At 71.1% G+C, this 15,216-nt stretch carries 14 protein-coding genes; 6 read left to right on the forward strand and 8 right to left on the reverse strand.

The genetic code is table 11. The features are described 5' to 3' along the window. The first annotated feature begins 285 nt into the window (after window positions 1-285). Complete coding sequence (locus D456_RS0113390) at window positions 286-1,659, forward strand: serine/threonine-protein kinase (protein ID WP_017576693.1); 1,374 nt, start codon at window positions 286-288, stop codon at window positions 1,657-1,659. Between the two features lie 48 nt (window positions 1,660-1,707). On the opposite strand, the gene D456_RS0113395 is transcribed toward D456_RS0113390, so the two are convergent. The 3 genes from D456_RS0113395 to mca form a co-directional block, all read right to left on the reverse strand. Continuing rightward, on the reverse strand, window positions 1,708-3,753 hold the full coding sequence (locus tag D456_RS0113395; RefSeq protein WP_017576694.1) for a thioredoxin domain-containing protein: 2,046 nt from the start codon (window positions 3,751-3,753) through the stop codon (window positions 1,708-1,710). A 114-nt stretch (window positions 3,754-3,867) separates the two neighbouring features. After that, window positions 3,868-4,239, reverse strand: coding sequence for a hypothetical protein (locus D456_RS0113400; protein WP_230480150.1), 372 nt, complete (start codon window positions 4,237-4,239; stop codon window positions 3,868-3,870). 5 nt (window positions 4,240-4,244) lie between these two features. Continuing rightward, window positions 4,245-5,123 carry a mycothiol conjugate amidase Mca gene (gene mca, locus D456_RS0113405; RefSeq protein ID WP_017576696.1) on the reverse strand — a complete coding sequence of 293 codons (879 nt, stop codon included), beginning with the start codon at window positions 5,121-5,123 and terminating at the stop codon, window positions 4,245-4,247. A 156-nt stretch (window positions 5,124-5,279) separates the two neighbouring features. Here mca and D456_RS0113410 point away from each other — a divergent pair, with 156 nt between their 5' ends. Together D456_RS0113410 and greA are read left to right on the forward strand one after the other, a co-directional pair. Continuing rightward, on the forward strand, window positions 5,280-5,720 hold the full coding sequence (locus D456_RS0113410; RefSeq protein ID WP_017576697.1) for a DUF4307 domain-containing protein: 441 nt from the start codon (window positions 5,280-5,282) through the stop codon (window positions 5,718-5,720). Window positions 5,721-5,870: 150 nt separating this feature from the next. Continuing rightward, the gene (gene greA, locus D456_RS0113415; protein WP_017576698.1) at window positions 5,871-6,371 is read left to right on the forward strand and encodes a transcription elongation factor GreA; all 501 of its coding nucleotides are present in this window, start codon (window positions 5,871-5,873) and stop codon (window positions 6,369-6,371) included. Window positions 6,372-6,784: 413 nt separating this feature from the next. On the opposite strand, the gene D456_RS0113420 is transcribed toward greA, so the two are convergent. Beyond that, window positions 6,785-7,939 carry an FIST signal transduction protein gene (locus D456_RS0113420; RefSeq protein WP_017576699.1) on the reverse strand — a complete coding sequence of 385 codons (1,155 nt, stop codon included), beginning with the start codon at window positions 7,937-7,939 and terminating at the stop codon, window positions 6,785-6,787. A gap of 135 nt (window positions 7,940-8,074) precedes the next feature. Here D456_RS0113420 and D456_RS0113425 point away from each other — a divergent pair, with 135 nt between their 5' ends. Next, window positions 8,075-9,535 carry a sigma 54-interacting transcriptional regulator gene (locus D456_RS0113425; protein ID WP_193373836.1) on the forward strand — a complete coding sequence of 487 codons (1,461 nt, stop codon included), beginning with the start codon at window positions 8,075-8,077 and terminating at the stop codon, window positions 9,533-9,535. Between the two features lie 169 nt (window positions 9,536-9,704). Then, window positions 9,705-10,859, forward strand: coding sequence for a VWA domain-containing protein (locus D456_RS0113430; RefSeq protein ID WP_017576701.1), 1,155 nt, complete (start codon window positions 9,705-9,707; stop codon window positions 10,857-10,859). An 81-nt stretch (window positions 10,860-10,940) separates the two neighbouring features. Here the strand turns inward: D456_RS0113430 and D456_RS0113435 are convergent, their stop codons facing one another. Both D456_RS0113435 and D456_RS0113440 read right to left on the reverse strand, forming a co-directional pair. Further along, window positions 10,941-11,753 (reverse strand): GntR family transcriptional regulator, encoded by an 813-nt coding sequence (locus D456_RS0113435; protein WP_017576702.1) that lies wholly within the window; start codon window positions 11,751-11,753, stop codon window positions 10,941-10,943. A gap of 8 nt (window positions 11,754-11,761) precedes the next feature. Then, on the reverse strand, window positions 11,762-12,493 hold the full coding sequence (locus tag D456_RS0113440) for a GntR family transcriptional regulator (RefSeq protein ID WP_026115840.1): 732 nt from the start codon (window positions 12,491-12,493) through the stop codon (window positions 11,762-11,764). 272 nt (window positions 12,494-12,765) lie between these two features. On the opposite strand from D456_RS0113440, the gene D456_RS0113445 reads away from it, so the two are divergent. Further along, window positions 12,766-13,011 (forward strand): hypothetical protein, encoded by a 246-nt coding sequence (locus D456_RS0113445; RefSeq protein WP_017576704.1) that lies wholly within the window; start codon window positions 12,766-12,768, stop codon window positions 13,009-13,011. Between the two features lie 118 nt (window positions 13,012-13,129). Here the strand turns inward: D456_RS0113445 and D456_RS0113450 are convergent, their stop codons facing one another. Further along, window positions 13,130-14,275 carry a cystathionine gamma-synthase gene (locus D456_RS0113450; RefSeq protein ID WP_017576705.1) on the reverse strand — a complete coding sequence of 382 codons (1,146 nt, stop codon included), beginning with the start codon at window positions 14,273-14,275 and terminating at the stop codon, window positions 13,130-13,132. 169 nt (window positions 14,276-14,444) lie between these two features. Then, window positions 14,445-15,161: an acyltransferase gene (locus D456_RS0113455; RefSeq protein WP_017576706.1), complete on the reverse strand. Its 717-nt coding sequence runs from the start codon at window positions 15,159-15,161 to the stop codon at window positions 14,445-14,447. Between the last annotated feature and the right edge of the window lie 55 nt (window positions 15,162-15,216).

Consider the following 15,216-nt stretch of genomic DNA (forward strand, 5'->3'; position numbering starts at 1 on the left):
AGGTCAACTCGGAGTACCCCGGGTACCGGGGGTCCGGCGGGGGCACATGTCAGGACGCCCATGGGCCCCGGGTCGATCGATTTCCGCGCACTGGTCGTTCCATGTCGCTCGTGTCGTCCACTGGGGTGTGTGGACCACCTTCCGGGGCCTCCCACCAGTTTCCATGCCCGATCGGATGTGCGCTACCCGGAGTGGGGATCATATCCACAAGAGCCAACTTGAAGGCGTAGATAGTGTATTAGTGGGCAACGACCCCGTATTCACCCCTGACAGACCGAGGCGCACATGAGCCAACCGGAGGCTTTCGGACGGTATCGCGTGATCCGGCGCCTGGGATCCGGCTCTTTTGCCACTGTCTGGCTCGCCCACGACGACCTGCTGAACTATCCGGTAGCGATCAAGGTCCTCGCGGAGAACTGGGCGCACCAGATGGACATCCAGCACCGGTTCCTGGAGGAGGCGCGCATCCTGCGCCAGACCGACTCCACGTGGCTGGTGGCGGTCCACGACGTCGATGTACTTCCCGACGGCCGTCCCTACATGGTGATGACCTACGCCGATCAGGGCAGCGTCGCCGACATGGTCAAACGCGACCACCTCCCACTGGACGAGGCCCTGCGGCTGCTGACGGAGATCGGCCAGGGCATCACGGTCCTGCACAACCACGGTACGATCCACCGCGACATCAAACCCTCCAACGTGCTGCTGCAGTCCTCACCGGTGGGCCAGCGTGTCCTGGTGGCCGACCTGGGCTTCGCCAAGTCCATCGACGAGGCCTCCGGGTTCACCGCTGCCGCGGGCACCCCGGGATACATGTCTCCGGAACAGAGCATCCCGGGCGGTGACCTGGATGTGCGTTCCGACGTCTACTCCCTGGGCGCGGTCGCCTACGAACTCCTCACCGGAAGGCAGGCCCCGCGCCAGCCGGTACGTACCCCGCCTGGCCGGATCCGGCCAGGGCTGCCCCCGGCGCTCGACGAGCTCATCATGTCGGCGCTCTCGGCCGACCGGGAGAGCCGGCCCTGCGACGCGAAGACCTTCACGGACCGGGTCAGGGCGATCCGTATGGAGCCCGAGCTGCTCCCCCGCGAGGAGCCGTGGTGGCAGCGGCACCGGAAGCAGTGGCGCCGCCTGGCCACACTCGGAGCCGCCCTGGCGATAATGGTGCTCACCGCGACCTCGGCCTACGGCGCCCCCTCCATGTCACTGACCCCGATCCACAGCGCCACCCACGAGCTGCGCGTGGACGTGCCCACGGAATGGGTCTCGGAACTGCACCTGGACATGGCCGCCCGTCCCACCGCCGCCGAGGCCGGCGCGGAGCCGGGCCTGCTGGCAACGACCGACGGGGACGACTGGCACGCCACCGACAAGACCTCCTACGGGGTCTTCACCACGCTCATGCCCGGCGTCCGCGACCTGGGCCGGGTCACCGAGCCCGACCGGTGCGGGCAGCCGCCGGCGGAACGCCGGGTGGACACCCCCCGGTGGGAGGGCAAGGTCTGGGAGTGGTCGGACTGCAGCGGCAACGGCGCGCTGGCCGCGGCCACCGTGCACGAACCCGGGGAGCCCAGGACGGTCTACCTGGAGATCCGCCAGCCCGATTACCGTCCCGGCCTGACCGACACCATCATCGACGGCGTCCGGGTGTACGCATGAGCCCGCCCCGGCGCCCGGCCGACCGGGCGCCGGGGCGGGACCGGCTGCTCAACCGAGCTGGGCGCGCAGTTCCTCCACCGTGGTCACGGGCAGCTTGCAGGTGAAGCCCTCGCACACGTAGGCCGTCGCCCGGCCCCCGATCGGTTCCCGTCCGGCCAGCAACGGGATCCCGCGGTCGTCGGAGCCGTCTCCCCGGGTGAACACGGTGCCCAGGGGCGCGCTCTCCAACGCCGCCCGGACCAGTTCGCCGACCGCCGGGTCGTCCGGGGCCCCGACCACCGCGACCGCGCGCGGGCCGGACTGCAGGGCCTCCCCCGTGGCCAGCCCCCAACCGGCGAACCGCGGGGCCTTCTCCGCCAGGAGCGAGACCGGGGACAGCGCCGTCTCGGCCGCGGAACGGTGCCGTGCGGAACCGGTGAGCGCGGCGTGGGCCAGCAGTGCGGAGGCCGCGGCGCTGCGCCCGGACGGGGTGACGTTGTCGGTCGGGTCCTGCGGCCGGGCGAAGAGCTCCTCGGCGTCGTCGGCCGTGTCGTAGAAACCCCCTTCGCCGTCGCCGAAGTGCTCCAACACCGTGTCCAGGAGTGCGCCGGCCTCGTGGGCGTAGCGGGCTTCGCCGGTGACACCGTGCAGCACGAGCAGCCCCTCGGCGACGTCGGCGTAGTCCTCCAGGACGCCGGCGCTGTGTCCGGCGCGGCCGTCGCGGGAGGTGCGCAGCAGACGGCCCTCGCTCAGGTGCACCTGCAGCAGCAGGTCGGCGCACTCCCGGGCGGCCCCGACCAGGTCGGGGCGGTCCAGGAGCACGCCTGCCTCGGCGAGCCCGGCGATCGCCAGTCCGTTCCAGGCGGCCACCACCTTGTCGTCGCGGGCGGGGGCGGGGCGGGAGGCGCGGGCGGCGAAGAGCTTCTCGCGCACCCGCTGGTAGCGCCAGGGGTCGGCCGGGGTCTCGGGCAGCTGCAGGACCGAGGTGCCGTGCTCGAAGGTGCCCTCCTCGGTGACGGCGAAGACCTCCTCGGCGTAGGCGGCGTCCTCCCCCTCCAGCACTTCCCGGATCTGGGCCGGGGTCCACACGTAGAAGGCGCCCTCCTCCGAGGTGCCGTCGGGGCCGGGGCTGTCGGCGTCCAGGGCCGAGGCGAACCCGCCCTCGGGGGTGCGCAACTCGCGCAGCATCCAGTCGGCGGTCTCCTCGGCGACACGGCGCAGGAGCTTGTGGGTGTCGGCCTCGGCCAGGTCGGTGCCGGCGGGGCGGCGGGACATGCGGATGTAGGCGCGCAGGAGCTGGGCGTTGTCGTAGAGCATCTTCTCGAAGTGCGGAACGACCCACTCGCGGTCCACCGAGTAACGGGCGAACCCGCCCCCGAGCTGGTCGTACATACCGCCGCGGGCCATCGCCTCGGCGGTCCCGGTGGCCATGAGCCAGGCCGGGACGGGTTCCTGGGCGGTCTGCAGGGGTGCGGTGCGTTCGCTCTGCGCGGTCAGGAACGACAGCAGCATCGACGGCGGGAACTTGGGTGCGTCCCCGAACCCGGCATGTGTCTGGTCGTAGTCGCGGACCAGGGCCCGTACCGCCAGGTCGAGGGTCTCGGTCCCGGGCGCGGAGGCCTCGGGCAGGGTGCGGGGGGCGCCGAGCGCGTCGACCACCCTCTGCCCCTGGTCGAGGAGTTGGTCGCGCCGCTCCCTCCAGGCGTTGTCGACCCCCTGCAGCAGGCGCTGGAAGTGGTCGCGCGGGAAGTAGGTACCGCAGTAGAAGGGTGCCCCGTCCGGGGTGGCGAAGACCGTCATGGGCCACCCGCCTTGGCCGGTCATGGCCTGGGTGGCCTCCATGTAGACCGCGTCGACGTCGGGGCGTTCCTCCCGGTCGACCTTGATGTTGACCAGCATGGAGTTCATGAGGTCGGCGGTGGCGGTGTCCTCGAAGGATTCGTGGGCCATCACGTGGCACCAGTGGCATGCGGAGTACCCGACGGAGATCAGCACGGGTACGTCGCGGCGGCGTGCCTCTGCGAAGGCTTCCTCGCACCAGGGCCACCAGTCGACGGGGTTGTCGGCGTGCTGCAGCAGGTAAGGGCTGGTCGCGTCACTCAGTCGGTTCGCCATGCCCCCAACTCTGCCTGACCGGGACCGAGCCGGTGAAACGGCCTGCGGACACACGGGAGAACGCCCCGTCCCACCCGTGGGAGGGGCGTCCCGTCCGCGTGCAGGACGGTGGGCTCAGCGCCCGGCGGCCCCGCCGTCCTCGCCGGTGCGGGTCTCTGCGGTCCCGCCGTTCCCGGCCTCCTGTCCGGTCTCGGCGGCCACGGCGGCGCCGGCCTCGGGGCCGGGGTCGTCGGAGGCGGAGGCGCGCTCGGCAGCGCCGTCGACCGGCACGGCCGTCCCGGCCTTCTCCTCACGGCGGGCAGCCAGGTCTTCCTCCTGCTCGCCGCGCACACGGGAGAGTTTTCCCGTCATGTTGCGCATGAGGAAGTACAGCGCGAGACCGATCACGAAGATGACCAGGAAACCGAGGACGCCCGGGGTCACCAGGTCGGTGTTCAGCTCGGTCGTGTCGGCCAGCGCCGTCGCTGCCATGGGAGAGCTCTGCATACCGTTCATTCTCTCACTGCTTCTCGCACACCTGCGAACAGGTCCTTCTCAGGGACCTCGGTGTCCACGGTCGAGCGCACCAGGTGGTAGTCCTCCGTGGGCCAGGCCTCGGAGATGATCTCGTTGGGCACCGCGAACCAGAACCCGTTCGGGTCGACCTGGGTGGCGTGTGCGCGCAGCGCCGCGTGCGCGGTCTCCAGGTACTCGCTGCAGTGCACGCGCGTGGTGATCTCCCAACGGGGGCGTTCGCGCTCGCGGATGCGCTTCATCCAGTCCTCGAAGGGGTTGTCGAGTCCCCGCTCGGCCAGCGCATCGGCCAGCGCCTCGAACCGCTCGGGCGGGAAGGACACGAAGTAGTACAGCTTCAGGGGCTGCCAGGGCTCGCCCCGGTCGGGGTAGGCATCCGGGTCGCCCGCGGTGTCGAAGGCGTGCATCGACACCTTGTGGGTCATGATGTGGTCCGGGTGCGGGTACCCGCCGTTCTCGTCGTAGGTCAGGACCACGTGCGGGCGGAAGCGGCGGATCGATTCCACCAGGGGCGCGGCGCCCTCCTCCACGGGCAGGGTCGCGAAGCAGCCCTCGGGCAGCGGGGGCAGGGGATCGCCCTCGGGCAGACCGGAGTCGACGAACCCGGCGAACTCCTGGTGGACCCCCAGGATCTCCCGGGCGCGGTCCATCTCCGCCCGGCGGACCTCGGCGATGTTCTCCCGGATCTCGGGGCGTTCCATCGCAGGGTTGAGGATGTCACCGCGTTCACCACCGGTCATGGTGACGACCAGCACTTCGACGCCCTCGTCGATGTAGCGGGCCATGGTGGCCGCACCCTTGCTGGACTCGTCATCAGGATGGGCATGAACGGCCATCAGCCGCAACGACTCGGACAACGGAGGTCTCCTTGACTCTGTGAACGACGACGCCGGACGCCGGTCCCCGGCTACCCTGCGCAGCTCGGCTTGGACGACTCACGCCCGGGGCGCGTAGGGGGGCTGTCAGGTCGGGGATATCTTAGACAACACCGTCCCCTCGTACGGAGATTCCCGATGCAGCCGACCCCGGAAGAAGACGCCGTGAACAGTGCCGAATCCCCGGCCGCGACCCCGGCCGACCCCGACCGTGTGCTGCGCAAGCGCCACGGCAACGGGCCCCTCTTCTTCATCCTCGGCACCGTCTTCGCGGTCGCGTGCAGCATCGGCTGGGGGTTCTCGGTGATGAACTACTCGGGCCTGAGCGGAAGTGTCTACCACCAGGTGGTGTCCTACAACACCGACTCCGCCGAAGAAGTGAGCATCACTTTCGAGGTCAACAGCAAGGACGGGGCGGAGTGCCTCATCACGGCGCTGGACGACCGGCACGTCGAGGTCGGCCAGGAACGGCTGTCGGTGGAAGCGGGGAACCGAATGTCCACCACGAGCGTTGACACGATTCGACAGGCTTCCACGGTAGAGATCGCCTCGTGCAGGGAACAAGGTTCGCAAGACTGATCCACCACGGACGAGCCGTTCCCCCCTGGGCCTGCACCGGCGTCGTGGGTGAACACGCGGGATGCCGTGCGCGAGGGCGCTCGGTGATATTCTCGCCAGTTCAGCTCTGGCCGCCTGGTGGCCTTTGCTACGAGTACACAAGGAGTTCCAGTGACCCAGACCCGCGATGACAACGTCACCTGGCTCACCCAGGAGGCGCATGACCGGCTCCAGTCCGAACTGGACCACCTGACGGGTAGTGGGCGCGTCGAGATCGCGGAGAAGATCGAGGCCGCCCGTGAGGAGGGCGACCTCAAGGAGAACGGCGGGTACCACGCCGCCAAGGAGGAGCAGGGCAAGATGGAGGCCCGCATCCTCCAGCTCACCGAGCTCCTGCGCACCGCGAAGGTCGGCGAGGCACCGCGTACCGAAGGTGTGGTCGGCCCCGGCATGACCATCACGGTCAAGTTCGCCGGTGACGACGAGGAGATCACCTTCCTGCTCGCTTCCCGGGAGGAGAGCGGCGCTCCGATCGACGTGTACTCGCCCAAGTCCCCACTGGGCGCGGCCATCAACGGCAAGCGCGTCGGCGAAGAGGTCAGCTACCCGCTGCCGAACGGCAAGACCCTGGGGGTCGAGATCATAGACGCGGTTCCCTACACCGGCGTCTGATCACACCGACGCGACGGCGGGGCGCGGCCCGAGAGGAATCGGGCCGCGCCCCGCCGTCATGTCCGGGGTTCATGGGGCCGGTGTTGCGTGTCGGGACACTCCGGTACCTCGGCGGTCCCGTTCGCGAAAACGCCCGGGATCCCCGTAGGGGCGAGGTGGCTGTGGAATCAGCGGCTCGATCAGACCCCACAACTCATCGCCGGCTTCCCACGGCTCGGGACGGGACATGCCTTACTCCTCACTCCTGAGGACTGCAGCCCCACCCCATGCCCTGCAACATCAGCCCCGGTCTGAGACGACCCCTCAGAGCCGGGAAGCTGACCAAGCATTCCGGCGAAGGCCCACTCGAGGAACGGGACCCGGGGTGTTGTCGATGACGGGGTAGAGCCCCGGCTCCGGGGACGGAGCGTGCCTCAGGGGGCGAAGGCCAGCAAACAGGCAGTGAAGGTGTGCACGTGGTTCACCCCGCCGACCGGGCCGATCTCCCCCGCCGCGAAGAACCCCGCGACCGCGCCGTCGCCCAGGGCCCGGCGCACGGCGAGCGGATCGTGGTCGGGGTGCGGGAACATCGCCTCGCCCCGTCCGTTGCAGGAGAACAACAGACCCGCCCCCACCCGGTGGCGTGCGCCGAACTCGGCCAGGCGCTCGGCGAAGTCCTCGTCGGCGGTACCGGCGTCGCGCACCTGGAAACGCACCGTCTGGCCGACCTCGACCATGTCGCCGATGGTGAGCGCGCCCGTGTCCGGTTCGGCCCCGGCCAGGGTGCGTACCAGGAAGTCGCCCTGGTCGTGCTGGTCGGCGTACTCGTCCATCGCCACACCGATGTGCAGGCCCCGCGCCGCCAGGAGGCGGTCCTCCTCCGACAGCGAGTCCACCAGCTCCTCGAGCTTGCCGTAGGCGCTGCTGCCGGCCAGTTCCAGCAGTACGTTCCCCTCGGCCTTGGTGACGGTCATGTTCTGGCCGATGGGGCGGCATCCCTGGCTGACCACGGTCCCCAGGACACCCTCGCCGCCGAGCAGCACGCCGATCGCACCGTTCTCGGCGACCTCGCCGTCGCAGAACAGGCGCACCGACTCCTCCCCGCGCATCCCGTCGGCCATCCCGCCCACGAGCGGGAGGCCGTCGAGGGCCTCGGTGGTCTCGCGCACGAACGCCTGGGTGGGGAACTCGTAGGGGTTGGCGAGCATGATCGCCACCCGGTCGGTGGGGTCGGGTTCACGCATGCCGACCACGGCCAGGTGATCGCCCTCCACGACGGTGTCCAGGCGGAACGGGGTCAGCCCCACGTCAGGCAGGCTCGCGCACCAGACGCTGACCGCGCCCTGGCCCTCGACACCCCGGCCGCCGCCGATGACACCCGTGGCCGAGCAGCCCAGGGTCGTGGCATCGCCGACCAGCTCCATGACCCGCTTGCCGGCGAGGGTGACCTCCTCGGGGTCGGAACCGGAGACGAAGAAACAGACCAGGTCCACGGGGGCCCCGACCTGTTCAAGAGCGCCCGTGACGGCGCGTTCGGCCGCGTTCACGAGGTCGGCCCCCGTCGTCAGTGCATCGCCGAACCGAGCCACCTGCTGACACCCCCGTCTCCTACCGGCCCCTCGGCCGGACACAGAGTCCACGTCCTCACCCATTCTCCCACCCTGCCGCGTCAGCGACATCCCTTCGTCGACCGATCCGCCCGCACAGGCGGATAGGTTCGAGATGTGAGTGACGTTTCGCCTCCCACGGACGGGCCCTCATCGTACGGCTCCCCGGCTCCCCCACCACACGAACGCCCGTGCACCCTCGCGGAGCTGCGCGCCACCGGACACGTCAGACGCCCGGTGGCCGCGGAAGTACGCGAGAACCTGGTTCGGCACATGGCTGAGGGCACCCCGCGCTTTCCCGGGGTGCACGGGTTCGACGACACCGTCCTGCCCGCACTGGAGCGGGCGCTGCTGGCCGGCCACGACGTGGTTCTGTTGGGCGAGCGCGGCCAGGGCAAGAGCCGGCTCCTGCGCTCCCTGACGGGGCTGCTGGACGAGTGGACCCCGGTCGTCCGGGGCTGCCCGGTCAACGACCACCCCTACGCACCGGTGTGCCCGGCCTGCCTCCGCCGGACCGGGTCGGAGGGGGAGGACCTGCCGGTGGACTGGCTGCACCGCTCCCGCCGCTTCAGCGAGAAGCTCGCCACCCCGGACACCGGCGTCGGCGAACTCGTCGGCGACGTGGACCCGGTCCGACTGGCCGAGGGGCGTTCCCTGGGGGACCCCGAGACTCTGCACCACGGTCTGGTGCCCCGCGCCAACCGCGGGGTGTTCTGCCTCAACGAACTGCCCGACCTGGCACCGCGGGTGCAGGTGGCGCTCTTCGACGTGCTGGAGGAGCGCGGTGTCCAGGTGCGCGGGTACGACCTGCGCCTGCCCCTGGACCTGCTGCTGGTGGCCAGCGCCAACCCGGAGGACTACACGAGCCGGGGCCGGATCGTCACCCCGCTCAAGGACCGTTTCGGTTCCCAGGTACGCACCCATTACCCCGTCGACGACGCCGACGAGATCGCCCTGATCCGCCAGGAGGCCGACCTGTCCGACGGCACGGTCGTGCCCGCCCACCTGTTGGAGGCCGTCGCCCGCTTCACCCGCCTGGTGCGCCGGCACAAGAAGGTCGACCCGCGTTCGGGGGTCTCGGTCCGTTTCTCCGTCGCCGCCGCCGAGACCGCGGCCGCCTCCGCCCTGCGGCGCGCGGCCGTGTCCGGGGAAGAGGCGCCGGTGGCCCGGGTCGCCGACCTGCCGTCCGTGGTCGAGCCGGTCCTGGGCAAGGTCGAGTTCGAGCTCGGAGCGGAGGAGGAAGGCACCGAGCTGCTGCACGCGCTGCTGCGCCGGGCCGTCTCCGAGGTCTATCGGGCACGTCTGGGCCACCTCGACCTGAGCCCGCTGACCGAGCGTTTCGCCGGGGGCGCCACGGTGGAGTCGGGCGACCTCGTGGGGGCCTCCGCCCTTCTGGAGGAGGTGGGCGCGGTCCCGGGGCTCGCGGCGATGATCGAAGCGGCCGCGCCCGAGGCCGAGGACGGCCCGCCCGGTCCCGGTCTGGCCGCCGCCGTCGTGGAGCTGGCCCTGGAGGGGCTGTACCTGGAGCGGCGCCTGTCGAAGGACACCCGCCCGGAGGGCGGCACGTACCGGTTCTGACGACGCGGCCCGGGACGTACGCGCCGAAGGGCCGGTCCGTACGGCCGGTCCCGGACACGCCTCGCGCTCTGCCCGTCCGCCCCACCCCCCTTTCGGCGCCGGGAAACCCGTTCCCGTACACAAAAGGGGTGGCGCGGACGGTTCGCCCCAGTGCCGGGAGGGGATCACAGTGACGGACGACCCCCCGAGCACAGAGGCGGTGCGTGTGAGGTTCCGCTACCGGGAGTACCTGGGCGGCCCCGACCCGTTGGCCGAGCCCGACCCTCCCCCGGACGAAGCCGTGGCCGCCTCCCGGGAGCTGCTCGCTCTCGTGGAGGCCGCCGAGGTGGAGGACGGGGCCGACCGGACGGCGCTGGCCGCCGTGGAGAAGGCCTTGGTGCGTTACGGCGACGGCGACCGGGTCGCCGTCACCGACATCGATCCGCGCCTGCTCGCCCGGATCCTCGGGCCCCTCGGACGTGCGGCGGCCGACCGGCTGGACGCCGCCGACCACGCCCTGTCCCCGCGTGAACTGCGGCGCTTGGCCGATGTCGCCCTGCGCGACGTCGAACGCGCACGGCGCGGCCGCGGGCCCGGTTCACACCGGGGCGGCGGAGACCGGGACGGCGAACCGGACGGCACGACCCGTGCGGCTGCTCCCGGCAGCGTCGTGGACGCGGTGGCCACCGTGCGCGCGGCGACCCTTCGCCGGGCCGAGGGCCACGGCCGGGGGGAGGCCCTGCGTCCGGAGGACGTACGGGCGGCGGGTACCGAACCCACGGCCTCCTCGGCGGTCTCGCTCCTGGTTGACCTGTCGCACTCGATGGTCGCGCGTGAGCTGCACGAGACCGCGACCCGGACCGCGTTGGCGCTGCACTCCCTGGTCGGCTCCCACTACCCCGAGGACCGGCTCCAACTGGTGGGGTTCGGTGAGGTGGCCCGGGAGATGACCCCGGGGTCGCTGGTCGCCCACGGATGGGGCCGGGTGCCCGGGACCAACCTGCACCAGGCCCTGCGGCTGGCGCGGGGCCACCTCAAGCGCCATCCGGACCTGCACCGCCACGTCATGGTGGTCACCGACGGCGAACCGACCGCGCACACGGGGGCCGACGGTGATCCCCGGTTCTCGTGGCCGACCGCTCCGCGCACCGTGGAGGCCACGGTCGGGGAGTTGGACACGGTCCTGCGCGACGGAGCGGAGGTGACGTTCTTCCTGCTCTCCGAGGACCCCGGGCTGCGAGCCTTCGGTGATCTGGTGGCCCGGCGCCGGGGTGTGCGTGTGGTGCGCGCCGACGGTGGTGAGCTGGGACCGCTGCTGTTGGACCGGTTCCGCGCGGCCCGCTGAAGGGCCGTCCCGTGGTGGGTCGGGCCGGGCACCCGCGGTGTGCGGCCGGACCCCTCTGCCGCCAGGGGCGTGTGCGTGTGGTCAGGCGTCGAAGACGTTGAGGCGGGAGGCCCGGTCGATCAGGTCCTCGGCGGCCTCTTCCCCGGCGTAGACCAACTGGTGCCTGTGGGCCGGCATGACGGTCTCGGTCCAGCGCACCGCCCGTTCCTCGGTGTTGCTGACACGTTCCTGCACCAGGAGCGGGATACCCGGACCCACGTCGTAGTCGCGTGCCTCCTCCGGGTCGGGCATGCGGGCACCGACGACGTCCCAGTGCCGGCTCTCGTGATGGCCGTGTTCGGCCAGGACCGCGTCGATGCCGCGGTCGATACGGTCGGGCGCCATGAGCGGTGTGTTGCGGGCGATGTCGTAGGGCAACCACGTGGTCTGGGTCTGCCAGAGGGTGCCCTGGACGTAACGGCGGGAGGAGCGTACGACGACGAGCCCTCCCGGGCCCGCCTCGCCGCCGTCCGTCCCGTGGAGGCGTTTGGCGATGCGGGGGCGCAGGGTGTCGAGGCCGACCTTGATCTGTTCCTCCACCGGTCCGTACCCGGCGCGGTGCACGTGCTCGCGGTAGCCGTCGGTGAAACGCTCGGAGCCGGTGCCCCCGGGACCGGGTGTGGCCCAGTGCAGGGCGGGCCGGTGGTCGGAGGCGAAGGCGCCCCGGCCGGCGACGATCTGCAGCCGTCCTTCCTCCTGGAGGATACGCATGCCCAGGCGTGCGGTGGCTTTGGAGACACCGAGGTCGCGTGCGACCTCGTCCTCGCCGGGCAGGCGCTGCCCGGGACCGTAGTGCCCCTGGTTCAAGGCCTCGCGCAGACGGTCGGCGACCTCGGTCTTCCTCGACGTGCTCAAGTTCTTCCTCAGTCCCGGTGGTAAGCGGTCACGTCGCCGTGTTCGAACTGGTAGCGGATGCTGTGGCCCGCGTAGACGGTGTGGATCATACGGATGGCGCGGTCCTCTGAGTAGTCGGTCCGGTGGACCTCCAGTACCGGGACCCCGGGCGGGAGTTCGAGCCGGGTGTTCTCCTGCGGGGCGGGCATGCGGGTGGTGAGCTCGTCGACGTAGCCGGTCTGGCAGTGGCCGTGTTCCTTCAGGACCGACAAGGCGCTGCCGACGTTCTCGGGGAGCATGAGCGCGGTGTCCTCGGCCAGGTCGGCGGGGTAGTACGCCGAGCTCACCGACATCGACCTCTCCCCTGCGGACCGGTGCATACGGCGGACGACGATCATGGAGCCCTCGGTCACCCGCAGGCGTCCGGCGAGACCGGGGGTGGCGCTGAGGAGTTGGAGCTCTTCCAGGACCTGGCCCTCCAAGCCGGACTCGTTGAGGCCGTCGGGGCTCCCGGTGGTGCGGGTGGCGTGGAAGGTCTCGGGGACGATGTCCTGCACGAAGTGCCCCCGGCCGGGCCGGCTCACGACGAGCCCCTGGTTGCGCAACATGCCCAGGGCGAGCCGGACCGTGTTGCGGGAGGCGTCGAAGTCCAGCTCGAGCCGTTTCTCGGAGGGCAGGCGGCCCCCGCGTGCGAGCCGACCCTCCTGGATGTCGCGGCGCAAGGAGCGGGCGATCTGTCGATATCTGCTCTCTGCCCGCATGATCACACTCCTCCTGGGGTATGAACCCACTCACACAACCTGTACCAACAAGTTAAGCACCTCAACCGCAGAACCGCATCGACCGGTTCCACCGATTCATCCTAGAGCAGCACCACCGCGCGTACCCAGGCGCCGAGGAGCAGAAAGGAGAGGTGAAGTCCGATGAGCCGCCGACCCGGTCGCGTCCTCGACCGCCCCCGGCCCCGCATCCCCCACACGTCGCCGCCCAAGTGGCCCCCGGCCGAATGAGGCCCCGACCCGAGAGGAGCAACATGATCTTCGTACTGACCGCCGTCACCGGCCTGGTGCTCATGGTCCTGTCCGCCGGGTTCTTCCTGGCCGTTTCCTTCGGCATCCAGCGCCAGGACAGGTTCAGCGGCTACCGCGCCCTCCGCGACGAGGACGAGCACAGCCGGCTCTCGCGCACAGGCAGCAGGGTCGTGGGGCTGGGATACTACGGCCCCTCCTCCGACGGCGCGGACGAGCACGGAACGCAACACACACCCACCGCGTTCTGACCTCCGCGCACGAAACCTCCGGACACGGGTCGGGGCCGTGCGCTCGGCGCACGACCCCGTCTGTTCGTCCGGTGACTCCGCGGCCCCCGGACCCCTCTTCCCGGTGTTGCCGGGCACCTCAGCCCTCCAGGGCCCCCGTCAGGTCGGCGATCAGGTCGTCGGCGGACTCGATCCCCACCGACAGCCGCACCAGGTCGGACGGCACCTCCAGGGCCGAACCGGCGGTGGAGGCGTGGGTCATGCGACCGGGGTGCTCGATCAGCGACTCCACCCCTCCCAGGGACTCGCCCAGGATGAAGACCTTCGTGCGTTCGCACAGCTCCAGCGCGGCCTTCTCCCCACCGTGGACGGCGAAGGAGACCATGCCGCCGAAGGAGCGCATCTGCCGCTCGGCGACCTTGTGGCCCGGGTGGCTCTCCAGACCCGGGTAGAAGACCTTGCGCACCGACGGGTGCCCCTCCAGGGCCTGCACGACCTTCTCGGCGTTGGCGCTGTGGCGGTCCATGCGCACGCCCAGGGTCTTGGCCCCGCGCAGGGTCAGCCAGGAGTCGAACGCCCCGGGGGTCGCCCCCATGGTGTTCTGGTGGAAGGCCAGGCGCTCGCCCAGCTCGGCGTCGGCGACCACGAGCGCGCCCCCGACCACGTCGGAGTGCCCGCCCACGTACTTGGTGGTCGAGTGCACGACCACGTCCGCCCCCGAGGTCAGCGGCTGCTGCAGGTAGGGCGAGGCGAAGGTGTTGTCCACCACGTGCAGGGCGCCGCCCTCGTGGGCGATCTGCGCGACCGCCTCGAGGTCGGTGATGTTGAGCAGCGGGTTGGTGGGTGTCTCGGTCAGGACCATCCTGGTCTCGGGCCGCATCGCCGCGCGTACGGCCTCGGCGTCGGACTGGTCGACCGCGTCCCAGCTCACGCCCCAGCGCTCCACGACCTTGGAGACCAGTCGGAAGGTGCCGCCGTAGGCGTCGCCGGGGATGACCACGTGGTCACCGGGCGAGAGGACGGTACGCATCAGGGTGTCCTCGGCGGCCATGCCGGAGGCGAAGGCCAGGCCGCGCGTGCCCTGCTCCAGAGCGGCCAGGCACTCCTCCAGCGCGGCGCGCGTGGGGTTGCCCGTGCGTGAGTACTCGTACCCCTGGCGCAGACCGCCCACGCCGTCCTGGGCGTAGGTACTGGTCTGGTAGATCGGCACCACCACGGCCCCGGTGCCCGCCTCCGGTTCCTGGCCCGCGTGGATGGCCAGTGTCTCAAACCCGTCGAACTTCATGGGCCCACCATAGCCGCCCCGGGCCACTCGGGCCCCGCCTTCACCAGGCCGGTTCCGGTATGCGTACACCCGCACGAGGCGGGTCCCCGGTGAAGCACCGCCCACCACCGGGGGCACCGGCAGCAGTGCGTGGTCCCGCCGGGGCACCACCGGGGCCGGGGAGCGGTTCCTACGCGGGCGGGAAACGGGTCGCCGAACCGTGGCCGGGCGGGTCGACGGGCGCCTCGGGCGGCAGACCCGACGAGGGGGTGGGCACCCGGGTGGGGGTCCCGGAGTCCTTGAGCGGCGGGTCCCAGCCCAGTTCGTCGGCGTAGGTGCGCACGACCTTCCCGGGGACACCGGCGATGACGCTGTGGTCGGCGTAGGTGCCCGGGCGCACGACGGTTCCGGCGGCCACGACGCAGTTGCGGCCCAGGTGCACCCCGGGCAGGATCACCGAGTTGGCGCCCAGCCACGCCCCCGCCCCGATACTGACCGGGTCGTCGACCGGCCACTGCAGGCCGACGGGGACGTCGGTGTTGGCGTAGGAGTGGTTCTGGTCGGTGATGTAGACGTAGGGCCCGGTGTAGACGTGGTCGCCGATGTCCACGGAGCGGTGGGCGACCACGTGCGAGCCACGGCCGATGGCACAGCCCGAACCGATGCGCACCACGGTCCCGGGCCCCAGGTCGTAATCGGGGCCCATGCCGGCGGCCAGGGTGATGTCACCGCCCAGGACCGTGTGCGCGCCGATCTCGATCCAGGGCTCCCCGTACAGGGTCGCGGTGGGGAAGGCGATCGCCGACCCCGGTCCGAAGCGTGCGAATCTGCGCGCGGCGCGGGTGTCCGAGCGGACCTCGGCAGTGCTCCGCGCGTACGACCAGAGGGTGCGAATGATCCACGACATCAGCCTTCGCACGCCGACCCCCTTGAGCTACCCGCAAGTAATACTGTCGTGAACA

This window comes from Nocardiopsis kunsanensis DSM 44524 (assembly GCF_000340965.1).
GTDB classification, from domain to species: Bacteria; Actinomycetota; Actinomycetes; order Streptosporangiales; family Streptosporangiaceae; genus Nocardiopsis; species Nocardiopsis kunsanensis.